This window comes from Geobacter sp. FeAm09 (assembly GCF_008330225.1).
Lineage (GTDB): Bacteria > Desulfobacterota > Desulfuromonadia > Geobacterales > Pseudopelobacteraceae > Oryzomonas.
This window is the reverse complement of the sequence record NZ_CP042466.1, coordinates 3,390,751-3,403,587: the sequence shown is the minus strand read 5'-3', so window position 1 is coordinate 3,403,587 and position 12,837 is coordinate 3,390,751. Positions and strand designations below refer to the sequence as shown.

General features: G+C 62.8%; 10 protein-coding genes and 1 pseudogene. 4 read left to right on the top strand and 7 right to left on the bottom strand.

The features are described 5' to 3' along the window. Nucleotides 1–191: 191 nt before the first annotated feature. From FO488_RS16105 to FO488_RS16095, 3 genes and pseudogenes are all read right to left on the bottom strand, one after another. The gene (locus FO488_RS16105) at nucleotides 192–896 is read right to left on the bottom strand and encodes a response regulator (RefSeq protein ID WP_149211493.1); all 705 of its coding nucleotides are present in this window, start codon (nucleotides 894–896) and stop codon (nucleotides 192–194) included. A gap of 76 nt (nucleotides 897–972) precedes the next feature. Then, nucleotides 973–3,664, bottom strand: a pseudogene (locus FO488_RS20715) (DUF4118 domain-containing protein). After that, nucleotides 3,654–3,947, bottom strand: a complete 294-nt coding sequence (locus tag FO488_RS16095; RefSeq protein WP_149211492.1) for a hypothetical protein — start codon at nucleotides 3,945–3,947, stop codon at nucleotides 3,654–3,656. Before FO488_RS16095 ends, FO488_RS20715 begins: the two are co-directional and overlap by 11 nt. A 212-nt stretch (nucleotides 3,948–4,159) precedes the next feature. On the opposite strand from FO488_RS16095, the gene FO488_RS16090 reads away from it, so the two are divergent. The 4 genes from FO488_RS16090 to FO488_RS16075 all read left to right on the top strand — a co-directional run bounded on the left by FO488_RS16090 (nucleotide 4,160) and on the right by FO488_RS16075 (nucleotide 8,081). Continuing rightward, on the top strand, nucleotides 4,160–5,062 hold the full coding sequence (locus FO488_RS16090; protein ID WP_149211491.1) for a polysaccharide deacetylase family protein: 903 nt from the start codon (nucleotides 4,160–4,162) through the stop codon (nucleotides 5,060–5,062). Beyond that, nucleotides 5,062–5,325: a DUF4911 domain-containing protein gene (locus FO488_RS16085; RefSeq protein WP_168206071.1), complete on the top strand. Its 264-nt coding sequence runs from the start codon at nucleotides 5,062–5,064 to the stop codon at nucleotides 5,323–5,325. Before FO488_RS16090 ends, FO488_RS16085 begins: the two co-directional genes overlap by 1 nt. Beyond that, nucleotides 5,318–6,553 (top strand): MFS transporter, encoded by a 1,236-nt coding sequence (locus FO488_RS16080; RefSeq protein ID WP_149211489.1) that lies wholly within the window; start codon nucleotides 5,318–5,320, stop codon nucleotides 6,551–6,553. Before FO488_RS16085 ends, FO488_RS16080 begins: the two co-directional genes overlap by 8 nt. Nucleotides 6,554–6,809: 256 nt before the next feature. After that, complete coding sequence (locus tag FO488_RS16075) at nucleotides 6,810–8,081, top strand: exo-beta-N-acetylmuramidase NamZ domain-containing protein (protein ID WP_149211488.1); 1,272 nt, start codon at nucleotides 6,810–6,812, stop codon at nucleotides 8,079–8,081. 216 nt (nucleotides 8,082–8,297) lie between these two features. On the opposite strand, the gene FO488_RS16070 is transcribed toward FO488_RS16075, so the two are convergent. The 4 genes from FO488_RS16070 to FO488_RS16055 all read right to left on the bottom strand — a co-directional run bounded on the left by FO488_RS16070 (nucleotide 8,298) and on the right by FO488_RS16055 (nucleotide 12,593). After that, nucleotides 8,298–8,702 carry a hypothetical protein gene (locus FO488_RS16070; protein ID WP_149211487.1) on the bottom strand — a complete coding sequence of 135 codons (405 nt, stop codon included), beginning with the start codon at nucleotides 8,700–8,702 and terminating at the stop codon, nucleotides 8,298–8,300. A 107-nt stretch (nucleotides 8,703–8,809) separates the two neighbouring features. Continuing rightward, nucleotides 8,810–9,610, bottom strand: coding sequence for a hypothetical protein (locus tag FO488_RS16065; RefSeq protein ID WP_149211486.1), 801 nt, complete (start codon nucleotides 9,608–9,610; stop codon nucleotides 8,810–8,812). Between the two features lie 249 nt (nucleotides 9,611–9,859). Further along, nucleotides 9,860–11,566, bottom strand: coding sequence for a B12-binding domain-containing radical SAM protein (locus tag FO488_RS16060; RefSeq protein ID WP_149211485.1), 1,707 nt, complete (start codon nucleotides 11,564–11,566; stop codon nucleotides 9,860–9,862). Nucleotide 11,567: 1 nt separating this feature from the next. Continuing rightward, entirely contained in the window at nucleotides 11,568–12,593 is a 1,026-nt protein-coding gene (locus FO488_RS16055) for a CapA family protein (RefSeq protein WP_149211484.1), read from the bottom strand. Between the last annotated feature and the right edge of the window lie 244 nt (nucleotides 12,594–12,837).

Sequence of the window (12,837 nt, the reverse complement as noted above, 5' to 3'; positions counted from 1 at the left end):
GTAGGAGTCGGCCTCAACATGTTTCACCACGCAATGCCTCCGGAAAATTACAATTTATACCACTGGAGGCTATCGCGCTCAATGTTTTTTCTGAATGCTCCCTAACCGCCCTCCCTATGCATGGTCCGGCGGCTCGTCACGGCTACCCGGCCGGGGCGGCTTGCTCCGCGACGTTTTCCGCCAGCCTGCCCCTATTCCATGACCTTGAGCCGGTAGCCCACGCCCGGCTCGGTGACGATGTGGCGGGGGCGTGCCGGGTCCGCCTCGATCTTGCGGCGCAGGTTGCTGATGTTCACCCGCAGCACGTGGGGCTGTTCCTGGTAGGCGATGCCCCAGATCTGCTTGAGTATCTGGCTGTGGGTCAGCACCTTGCCGGCGTGGCTGACCAGCAGTCTGAGCAGGTCGTACTCGGTGGGGGTCAAGGGGACCTCGGCGCCGTTGACGGTCACCCGGCGGAGGTTCAGGTCGAGGGTGAGGCCGCCGCTGGTGAAGACCGGTTCTGCGGCCTGCTGGAGGGTGCGGCGCAGGGCGGCCCGGATGCGGGCCAGCAACTCTCCCACGCCGAAGGGCTTGGTGAGGTAGTCGTCGGCGCCGGCATCCAGAGCGGCGACCTTGTCGTCCTCCCGCTCCCGCACCGAGAGCACGATGATCGGAACCTGGGACCATTCGCGGATGCGCCGGATGACCTCGATCCCGTCCAGGTCCGGCAGTCCCAGGTCCAGGAGGATCACATCCGGGCGGAATGCGGCTGCCGCCGCCAGCCCGCTATGCCCCCCTTCCGCCTCGTGGAGCGCAAACTCCTCGTTGGACAGGATGGTATGGAGAAAACGGCGTATCGCCAGTTCGTCGTCGATCACCAGGATGCGGGGCAGGAGGGTGCCCTTGTCATCGGCCATGTGGTGTGCCCTTTCCGCCTCGTGCGGTCGCTTTCATCATACGTCACGCTCCTTGTCCGGCAATGCTCGGAAACGATCATCCCTCCGCCCCTTGTGCGCCGAGGGGGAGGCGCAGCACGATCCCCAGCCCTCCCCCCGGCCGGTTCTCCGCCCTGATGCTGCCGCCGTGCGCCTCCACGATCCCCTTGCAGATGGAGAGTCCCAGGCCGGTCCCCCCAGCGCCCTCGGGGACCGGGATGCGGTAGAACTTGTCGAAGACGCGCTGGAGATCCTTTTCGGGAACGCCGGGGCCATGGTCGGCGACCTCGATGACAAGCCACGAGGCGGAGGTCTTGGCGGCAATCTCGATGGGCGCCGTGGGAGGCGAGTATTTCAGGCTGTTTTCCAGGAGATTGACCAGAACCTGCGTCATCAGAACCAGGTCCATGGGGACCAGCGGCATGGCCGGGGGCGTCCTGAATGAGATTTCCCGGCTCCCGATGCGCGGTTCCAGCACCGCCAGGGCGCAGCCCGCCAGGTCCTGCACGTCGCACGGCTCCAGGTTGAGCCTGACCGCGCCGGCTTCGATGCGGGTCATGTCCAGCAGGTTGCCCACAAAACGGTTCAGGCGCTCGGCCTCGCCGCAGGCCGTATCCAGAAGTTCGCGCCGCGCCGGGTCGCTTAGATGGGCCCCCTCGTCCCTGAGGCTGGTGAGGACGCCGGTAACCGATGACAGGGGGGTGCGCAGGTCGTGGGAGATGGAATTGAGCAGGGCGCGCTCCAGGTTCTCCCGGGCCTGGAGTATCTGGGCCTGCTCGGCCTGCCGCGAGAACTGCACCCGCTCCATGGCCATGGCCGCCTGGGTGGCAAAGGCGTCCAGCAATCTCCGGCTTTCGGTGGAACGGTACTCCACGTCGTTCTCCAGGCGCACCCCCATGACGGCCAGGACGCTGGCCGGGGTCTGCAGGGGGAGGTAGAGCAGGTCGGCGGAGACGAGGGTGTCGGTGCCCCGCCCCGCCGGGTGGCGGTTGCGGAAAGCCCAGTCGGCCACGGCCTGCTCCTTGGCGTCGATGGTAAGGCCGTCGCTCGTTGCCATGACGTCCAGCCGTTCCCCCTCGGGCAAAAACAGGGCCACATGCGCGTTCAAGGCCTCTTCCACGTTCCTGACCAGCGCCTTCATGACCGCGCCGATGTCGGCGGCTGCGGCAAGGTCGCGGCTCAGGTAGTAGAGACTCGCGGTTTGCACCTCGCGGGTCCGCATCGCCTCGGCCCGCTCCCGCGAACGGGCCACCAATGTGCTGATGACCACGCCGACGGTGAACAGGGCGATGAAGGTGATCAGGTACTGGGCGTCGGCCACGGCAAAGGTGAGGCGGGGGGGGACGAAAAAGAAGTCGAAAGCCAGCACCCCCAGAAAGGAGGTGACCACGGCCTGTTTCCTGCTGAGGCGCACCGCCGCGACCACCACCGCCAGCAAATAGAACATGACCATGTTGGTGGGGTCCAGCAATGGCCGCAAAATCTCGCACACCCCTGAGACCGCGGCGACGAGCATGAGGCTCGCCGCATAGCCGCGGAGTTCGAGCTGGCTCGGTGCCGCGCGTTTCCCTTGCCTGGCAGGTTTCACCCCCGCTTCGAAGCTGACCACCACCACGTCGATGGCGCCGCTGCGGCGGATAAGCTGGTCCACCACGGGGGGGTGACCAACTCACGCCAGTGCGGCCTGGTCGGTTTGCCCATCACGATCTTGGTGACGTTGTGCCGCGCGGCATAGTCCAGGATCGCGTCGGTAACCGAGGGGGCGGTGACGGAGGCGACCTGGGAGCCCAGACTCTCGGCCAGGCGCAGGTGGCGCCACACGTGCTCCCGGTTCTCCCGGGCGTGCCTGCCGCTGCCCGGGGTTTCGATATGGACGGTGTACCACTGGGCCTTCAGCTCTTCCGCCAGGCGGCAGGTGGCGCGGATCAGCTTTTCGCTGTACGGGCTGCCGCTGACGCAGACCAGGAGCCGCTCCGTGGTAGCCCAGGGGCCGGCAATGGCCTGGGTCTCCATATAAGCCCGCATCTGGTCGTCCACGCGGGCAGCGGTGCGGCGCAGGGACAGCTCCCGCAACGCCATCAGGTTGCCCGGCCTGAAGAATTTCTCCATGGCCCTGGCCGCCTGGTCGGCGATGTAGACCTTCCCCTCGTGGAGGCGTTGCAGCAGGTCTTCGGGGGGATGTCCACCAGTCTGATCTCGAAAGCGGTGTCCAGCAGGTGGTCGGGGAGGGTCTCCCGCACCACCACGCCGGTGATCCGGGCCACCACGTCGTTCAGGCTTTCGAAGTGCTGGATGTTGACCGTGGTGAAGACATCGATGCCGGCGGCCAGGAGTTCCTCCACGTCCTGCCAGCGTTTGTCGTGGCGCGATCCCGGGGCGTTGCTGTGGGCCAGTTCGTCCACCAGGGCGACCTGGGGCCGGCGGGCCAGCAGTCCGTCCAGATCCATCTCGGGGAGCCGCACCCCCTGGTGGACGACCTCCCGCCGGGGGATGAGTTCCAGGCCCGCCAGCAGGGCATCGGTCTCGGAGCGGCCGTGGGACTCCACATACCCCGCCACCACGTCGCGCCCTTCGTCCCGGCGCTGCCGGGCGGCCTCCAGCATGGCGTAGGTCTTCCCCACCCCGGCGGCATAGCCGAGAAAGATCTTCAGTTTTCCCCGACGGGCCTGCTCCGCCTCGGCCTCTTCGGCCTGGGCGAGCTTCAGGAGGGTTTCGGGGGAGGGGCGGTTGTCGTCGCCGTTAGCGGACATGGGGCAGGCCTCGTTGCAGGGGATGGCATGGTTTCATTATAGCCCATTGCCCCTTGGTGTCCACCGTTTGCTTCCCAAGGGCAGGGGCAGGATCACGGCGGAGCGGCGCGGCGGGCATGACGCCCCAGGCCCGCCGCGCCGGGTCGAAGACCGGAACCTGCCCCGGCCCATAGGGGGGTGGGGCGATGGTGGTGATCCCGTCCACGTATTTCAGCATCTTGTCCTCTTCGAACAGCTCGCCGGCATAGACGCCGGTTTCCTGGTTGTACTGGTAGACTTTCATGGCCAGCCTCCTGTACGTCTTCTTTCCATGATTACAGGATAGCAGGGGGCTCGTAAGGCCGGTGTCAAAATGGGGGCGCGGCGCGTCAAGGAGGCATCAAGATGCCCGCCCCCGGCCCGGTGGCGGCGGTAAAGCCATATTTGGGTTGTACACGGCGGCCAAACCTTGATAAACTCCAGCGCTATCGCAATCAAGCGGGGGATGGGCGTTTCATGGCTGACAAGATCGTTGCTTTGAAGGTGGATGTGGATACCTATGCCGGGACGCGCGACGGCGTGCCGGCCCTGCTGGAGGACATGGCCCGCTTCGGGGTCGCGGCCACCTTCTATTTCTCCCTGGGGCCGGACAATTCGGGCAAGGCCATCCGGCGGATCTTCACCCGCAAGGGGTTCCTCAAGAAGATGCTGCGCACCAAGGCGCCGGCGGCCTACGGCATCAAGACCATGCTCTACGGCACGCTCCTGCCGGCACCCATGATCGGGGCGGCCTTTCCCGACGTGCTGCGCGAGACGGAGCGGCGCGGCCACGAGGTGGGCATCCACTGCTGGGACCATGTCAAATGGCACGACTACCTCCCCTGGTTCCCCAAGCACCTCACCGCCATGGAGCTGGGGCTGGCCGGCGCCCGGTTCGAGGAGATCCTGGGGCATCGCGCCGCCACCACGGCGGCCCCCGGCTGGACCGTGTCGCCCGATTCCCTGGAGGTGCAGGACGCCATGGGGCTGAGCTATTGCAGCGACGGCCGGGGCACCCGCCCCTTCTACCCGGTCATGGAAGGGCGCCGTTTCCGCACCCTCCAGATCCCCACCACCCTGCCGACCGCCGACGAGATCCTGGGGGAGCACGGCATCACCCCGGACAACATCCACGACTATTACCTGGGGCAGTTGCGGGACGGGCTCAACGTGCTGACCATCCACGCCGAACTGGAGGGGGGCGCCATCCGCGCCTCCTTTGTCCGCCTGCTGGAGGGGTTCGCGGCAGCGGGCATCCGCTGCGTCACCCTGGGGGAGGCCGCCGGCCGGGTTTCCGGCGCGCCGGCATGCCGGCTCTTCATGGGCGAGCTTCCGGGCCGGGCGGGCCGGGTGGCCATCCAGGGGGAAGAGGTCCCGTGATGGCGTGCCAAGCCCCTCCCCCCGTCCCCCTGTCCGACGCCGTCTGCCGTTATTTCCGGGTGAAGCACCGGGACATGGTCTACCTCAAGTTCATTCTGGAGGCCTACGAGGGGACGAACACCATGAGCACGGTGGACAATGTGGCCGGCATCATCCGCATTGCCGTCATGCCCGGCTTCGTGGCTGAGATGGACGACCTGCTGGCCGAACTGGGGAGGAGGGTGACCATGACGCCGGTCTCCTGGGAGCAGGAGGGTGAGTGATGCCGTCGGCCGCCGGGGCCGGTATGCCCTGGCACTGCTTTTGGCGGTGAACCTCCTGAACTACGTGGACCGCCAGGCCCTGTACGCCGTTTTCTCCCTGATCAAGGCGGATCTGCGCCTCTCCGACACCGCCCTGGGTCTCTTGGGCAGCGCCTTCATGCTCTGCTACATGGTGGCCGCGCCGTTCTTCGGCCGGCTGGGGGACCGCTGCAACCGCAACCGCCTGGCCGCCGGCGGCCTTTTCGCCTGGAGCCTGGCCACCATGCTCTCGGGGTGGGCCCCCTCCTATCGCCTGCTTCTGGCGGCCCGCTCGCTGGTGGGCATGGGCGAGGCGAGCTTCGGCACCGTCTCGCCGGGGCTGGTGGCCGATTTCTTCCCCCGGGAGCGCCGGGGGAGGATGCTGTCGCTCTTTTTCCTGGCGATCCCGGTGGGGAGCGCCCTGGGCTATATCCTGGGCGGGTCCCTGGGGCAGGCCTTCGGCTGGCGCCGGGCTTTCATGCTGGTCGGCCTGCCGGGACTTGCCCTGGCCGCGCCGCTATGGTTCCTGGCCGAGCCGCGCCGGGGGCGCGCGACGCCGGACGAATCTCCGGCGGGCGAGGGGCTGGCCGCCGTGCTGCGCAGCTTCGCCGCCAACCGCACCTTCGTGCACGCCACCCTCTCCATGGCGGCCATGACCTTTGCCCTGGGGGGGCTGGCCCAGTGGGTCCCCTCGTTCCTCCACCGCAGTTTCAGCCTGGACGTGGCCCGGGGCAACACCCTGTTCGGCATGCTGACCGTGGTGGCCGGCATCGTCGGGACCCTGGCGGGGGGCTGGCTGGGGGACCGCCTGCAACGCCGCAGCGCCGCCGGCTACCTGCACGTCTCCGCCGCCGGCTTCCTCCTGGGCGCGCCCCTGGCCGCCCTGGCCATCCTCTCCCATTCCCTGCCGCTCTGTCTGGCCGCCATCTTTGCCGCCGAACTGTTCCTGTTTCTCAACACCGGCCCGCTCAACACCGTGCTGGTCAACGTCGTGGCGCCCAACCGGCGCGCCACGGGGTTCGCCATTACGATCTTCACCATCCATGCCCTGGGGGACGCCGTCTCCCCCGCCATCATCGGCGCCCTTTCCGATGTGTGGGGGCTGGCGGCCGCACTCCTGACCACCCCGGCGGCCATCCTGGTCGCGGCGCTCTTTGCGCTTTTGGCCGGCCGTACCGTGGCCGGGGACCAGCGGGCGGCAGAGGCTTAAATCCGATGAGGTTGTTGAAAAACAGCCATCAGGCCCTCATCCTCGAACGCCCTTTCGTGCGGCGTAGCGCCCCTCATCCTCTCCTTCTCCCAAAGGGAGAAGGGATACCGTTACCCTCTCCCTCCGGGAGAGGGTGGCCAAAGGCCGGGTGAGGGCCTCCTCAGGGCTTGTCGAGCGGGTGCGACGATCTGACTATTTTTGAACAACCTGTCAGGAAGGCACAGGCTGCAACTTGGAATTGACAGGGCTAAACAGGATGAACCTCAAAATTTTTGCTCGTTTTTTTCAGAACTTCGGATGCCGGGTCGCCATCCTCTGCCTCCCGGTTGCCCTCTTTTTTCCCCCACAGGTGCGTGCCGCCGGCGAGCCGGTCGTCCTCCCGGGCATCGACGTGCTGGAACAACGTGGTTTCGACCTCCTCCAGGGGAAGCGGGTCGGCCTGATCACCAACCACACCGGACGTTCCCGGGACGGCCGCAGCACCATCGACATCATCAACCGGGCCCCCGGCTGCCGCCTGACGGCCCTGTTCAGCCCCGAGCACGGCATCCGGGGCGAGGCGGACGACAAGGTGCCGTCGGCCACGGACCGGGCCACCGGCCTGCCGGTGCACAGCCTCTACGGCGCCACCTGCCGCCCCACGCCGGAGATGCTGCGGGGGGTGGATATTCTGGTCTTCGACATCCAGGGCATCGGCACCCGTTTCTACACCTACATCGGCACCCTCTCCCTCGCCATGCGCGCCGCCCGGGACGCCGGCATCCCCTTCGTGGTCCTGGACCGCCCCAATCCCCTGGGGGGCGAGCGGGTGGAGGGCGCCGTCCCGGCACAGCCCCTGCCCGAGCGGTCCAGCGGCTGCGGCGCCCTCACCAGCATTCACCCCATCCCCACCCGCCACGGCATGACCATGGGCGAGTTGGCGCGGCTCTTCAACACGGAGTTCGGCATCGGCTGCCGTCTGACCGTGGTCCCCATGCAGGGGTGGCGGCGCGCCATGTACTACGACGCCACCGGCCTGCCCTGGGTCAACCCCTCGCCCAACATGAAGAGCCTCACGGCGGCCATCCTCTACCCCGGCCCCGGCACCCTGGAGACGGCCGACCTCTCGGTGGGGCGCGGCACGGACCGCTCCTTTCTGGCCTACGGCGCCCCCTGGGTGGACGGCGCGGCAGTGGCGCGCAATCTGGCGGCGCGCACCATCCCCGGCATCCGCTTTGCCCCGTGCAGCTTTGTGCCGACCGCGGCCGGCCACCCCTACCGGGGCAAGCACTGCTCCGGCGTCTGCGTTACCGCCCTGGACCGGGACCGGCTCGACCCGCCCCTGGCCGGCCTGCACCTGGCCCAGGCCTTTTACGAGACGTATCCCGGGAAATTCAAAGTGTATGAAGGGTTCGGCACCGAGGTGGGGGATCGGGAGGCGTGGCCTTTGCTGCGGCAGAAGGGGGTTACGCCCCGTGATGTGGTTAGGCGGTGGGATAGGGAACTTGAGCGGTTCAAGGTGGTGCGGAGCGGGTATTTGTTGTATTGAGGGGAGAATGGCTGGGCTTCAATAAGCTTTGTGGATATGTTGGTATTAAGTTGGATCAGTCGATAAAGACTTATAAAAAAGAGCGGTCCCGATTAAAATGGAGATATCCCTATTTAAACCGGCTCCATTTCACCACTTTAGGTAATTTCAATTACCAGGTTAGCCATATTTACGTCGATATAGAACTGATGGCTGTCAATTATGTATAATGATGTATTAACCTTCAGACCACTCTCGCATAATGCCAGCAGCAGTTTTCTCAATGTATTCTTTGCTTACGCCGTGTTTTTCCATATATCTTCTAATCTCTTCACAAAATATTCTCCCGAGGTATAGTGCCTCGTCTGCAACCCATTCGACCCTTTCGAAGAAAACATGGTGTAATTTCTCTTGGTAAAGATGTTTCCTGCTTTCACCTCGACTACGGTGGGCGAGCCAGTTCCGATGTTCAACAAATCTTTCGAGTCTTTCCAGAAGTTCCGCAGGTACCTTTTCCTTGCTTTTTAAATCAGTTACAAGCTGTCCTAACGTCTTTTTTCGAGTTTTTTCTAGAATGCCCTCGGCAACGTCCTTTGCAACTCCTGGCTCAATTTTGTGAACTATGACCAGGTAATGGGACAATGTGTTTTCAAGTTCTTGTATTTGCCAAAGGGCAAAGCCAACATCTTGAAAAGCTTTGAGAAGGACATCTGAATTTATGGGAGGGGGGTAAGCATGTTCTGTTGCTCTTAAACCGCTACCGGAATAAAGTCTTGGCTAACATACTTTATTGAGTCGAGCTGCCTGCCATGGACCAAAAGATAAAGGTCGATGATTGCAGGATGAACACTGCGTGATAGACAATATTCCTGAATTGTCTTCACAACTAATTTCCGTTCTGCCGGACGATAAGCGTTGTGGTTATCTCGACCTTGAACTAAACCTATCTGTGCTGCGGTTCTCATAACTACAAGGTCTGGCTTTACGCACGGAAAGCCGACGTGAAGCAATAGATGTAATAGCGTCGTCATGTTTTTAAAATACGGCATCCTCTCCCGTTCGTATCGGATAAGTAAGGTGTCGAATTTTTGCCAGAAACTGTCTATGTCTTCACTATTGGCTAATTTTGTCGGGATATTATATTGCTGATAAAGGGATTCGATGGTTGCTTTATCTTTGCCATGCTCCAAAAGAAGTCTTGCGCATTCCACTATATAGCCAACTTTTTTCTGAAAACGAATTGCCTTGATGGTTGGCCAATGACTTTTAACAATTCTTTCAGGGGTGTCGCTCGCTACTGCTGCCAAGTCAAATCTATGGAATGCCAGTTCAAAATAGTCCGTCTCAAGTAGCTGAGTTATTTTGTCGGAAGGAGCATTATTGCTATACGCTATCAGTTTTGCCATCACCCGCAAAAGGTTATTGCCTTCCCTTGTGATAGTTGTTTCGTATCGGCTATTCAAAGCCGATACCTCAATGGAAAACAGTGGTTCAATCTTATGCAAATCAACCTTTGCCATAATCTCGTCAAGCTTCTCGAAGACCGTCATTGTTACTCCTTCAAATCCCTTTTCCACTTTTTACTCTCCGCAAACACAAATTTCAATCGTAAAATCAATATGTTAAAATAATTAACATTTTTTATAAAATGTTATAAAAATTACCACAATTTGACCATACCCATAACCCGCCGTTATCACACAAAGAGGGGCTCCCGGATTACCTCCGGAAGCCCCTCTTTGTGTTATTTTGACCCATGCCCTTTTGCGAAAGAGTCGAACCCCAAATAGCTCAATGATCTACACCACCAACACCTGCAATCCCCGCCCGGCCCCGGAGGCGTACACGAAGGTAATCCCCACCGCGCCGTTTTTCCACTCCTCGCAACGGTAATCCCTAAAAAAGGTGCAGCGGAACGCCTTGACCCGGCTGTCCGCCGGCAGGTCCGGGGGATTGGGCAGGTCGCGCGGGGCCGGCCAGGTACAGTCCGCTTGGCGTTCGGCGGCAAAGCTGGGGAGCTTGCCCATGAGCGGCATCTCGTGGCGGCAGTAGTCGAAGAAGAGCGCGTCGTGCAGCAGGCGCCGGGTGGCGTCGTCCACCAGCGGCCCCGCCAGGCGGGCGAACAGTTCGTACACGCGCCGGGTGGAAAGGCCGGAGAGGTTGTCGTTGCCCGCCTGGCGCGCCATGCGGTCGAAGAGGGAGGCGGTGTCGATGCTGCGCCGCAGCAGGGCCAGCGTCGCGGTAAAACCGTCATGGTTGTAAAACAGGTCCAGCAGGCGCCCGATGGTTTCGATGCGGCTGATGTCGGCAAAGGCGAGCCACGGGTTGCGCAGGATCGTGTAGGGGGGGAACCCGGAAAAGTGGTAGTCGTCCCGGCTGGCGATCTCCCGCATGGCAGAGCCCTTGAGCACCTTGAGCGGCTCGATCTGGATCACGTGCGGGTTCAGGTCGGCCACGGCGCGCAGGGAGGCGAGAAAACCGGTGAAATCCTCACCCGGCAGCCCGGCGATCAGATCCAGGTGCAGTTCTATGGCGGTTTCGGCCCGCAGGCGCTGGACGGTCTCGAAGATGCGGCCCAGGTTGGCCGTGCGGCCGACCCGTAGCAGGGTGGTTTCCGAGGCCGACTGGACGCCGATCTCGAAGCGGAACGTTTTGGGCGGGACGCGTTTCAGCAGGGTCAGGTTCTCTTCGGTCAGAAGGTCGGCGGCGATCTCGAAATGGAAGTGGCTGCCCCGGTTGTGCTCCAGAATGAAGTCCCAGATCCGGTTGGCCCTCTGGGCGTCGAAGTTGAACGTGCGGTCCACCAGCTTGATGGTGCCCACCTTGTGCCCCATGAGGAGGGTCAGGTCGCTTGTGATGCGCTCCGGGCCAAAGGAGCGGACGTGCCCCTCGGCGGCGGAGAGGCAGAAGGCGCAGGAGAAGGGGCAGCCGCGGGAGGTCTCGTAGTAGATCAACGGTTTTTTCAGATCCACCAGCCCCGCCTCGAAGGGGGAGGGGACCGTGTCCAGCTCCAGGAAATGTTTGCCGAGCGGGCCCGAGGTTATGTCGTCGCCGTCCCGGAAATACAGGTTGTCGATCTCGCCCAGGGAGCGTTCCAGCAGGTTGCCGCCGCCATGTTTGACGAGGGTTGTGATCAAGCGGTGGAAAACCCGCTCCCCCTCGCCCTTGATCACGAAATCGATGGCCGGGTTCTCGTGCATCAGCTCGAAGATGTTGAAGGAGGCCTCGGGCCCGCCCAGGACGATGCGGGTGTCCGGCGCGATCTTCTTGATGTCGGAGGCGATGCGCAGCGTCTTCTCGATGTTCCAGATGTAGCAGGAAAAGGCCACCATGTCCGCCTGCTCGGCCATGATGTGGCGCAGGAGCTGTTCGCGCGGCTCGTTGGTGGTCCATTCCCGGATGACGACCGCTACGTCGGGAATGGTGCGGCAGTATGCCGCCAGGCAGGGGAGCGCCAGGGATGCGTGGGAGTATTTGGCGTGGAGCGTGGTAAAGAGGATTTTCATGTCAGAAGCTCACAAAGTACGAATTGTTGTGGGATTTGATCTCTGTTTCCAGCGTTTTCGACAGGGAGTTCAACCGTTCTATAACGTTTGCGGCCGGTTTCCCCGACAACAGCCGGGGCTGAAACCCCACCCGCCGGTAGAGCACGTCCAGCGGCAGTATCTCGGCCTCGCGCCGCGTGTCGTCCAGCCGCAGGCGGATGATGACGCTCCGGTCGGCGGTCGTGCTCGTGCTGGCAAAGGTGAAGTTGCCCAGGCTGTAGAAGATGATGCCCTTGCCGTAGCGCTCGATGCCCTGCAGCACATGGGGATGGTGGCCGATGATCACGTCCGCCCCGGCATCGATGGCCTTGTGGGCGGTGCTGCGCTGGAAAGGGATCGGCATACCCTGCCCCTCCCGGCCCCAATGGAAGGAGACGATCACGTAATCCGCCTCCTTGCGGGCCTGGGCTATATCCGGGACAAAGATGTCCTCATAGCCCGGTGCGGTCCCGGGGTGCCGGCGGGCGGCAAAAAACTCCACCGGCTGGGTCAGGGAATATCCCAGAAAGGCGATTTTCTTCCCCTTGACGGTAAAGATCGCCGCCCTGCGCGCCTCGGCCAGGTTCTCGCCGGCACCGATCCAGGCGATGCCCGCCGCCTCCAGGTTGGCCATGGTCTCGGTCAGCGCCGCCGCGCCGAAGTCCATGCTGTGATTGTTCGCCAGGGTGACCAGGTTGAAGCCGGCCTTGCGCACGGCCGCGGCCACTCCCGGTTCGGCCCGGAAGCGGAATTTCTTGGCGGTGTATTCCCTGCCGCTGCTTGCGATGGGGGACTCCAGGTTGCCCAGGTTGATGTCGCTGCCGGCCAGGGTCGCCGCCACCCCGCCGAAGGGGTGGTCGTATCCCCTGCTCTTCAGCAGCGGTGTCCACCTCCCGGCCAGCATGATGTCGCCGACGGCGCCGATGACGATCTCTTCGCCATCGGCCCACAGCGGCATGGCGAGGAGCAGGATGGCGACTGTTATGGCGAGGGATGCTATCCGTTTCATGGAGCTCTTTTGTTTTTATCCGGAACCGGCCCTTTTCCGCCATGGCGGCGTCAATCTTCAGGCTTGCTTGTGCGGCGTACCCAGGTACGCTTCCGCGCAATCCTTCGATTTCCTGGCCACGACGAAAAATTGCTCGGTTCCGAATTGAAAACAAATAGTTTCCCATCCCGAGTTTCCAGATGGGAAACTATTTTAAATTGACGTGGCGTGATGCAGGTGCTAAAAAATACACTTTTAATCCCTA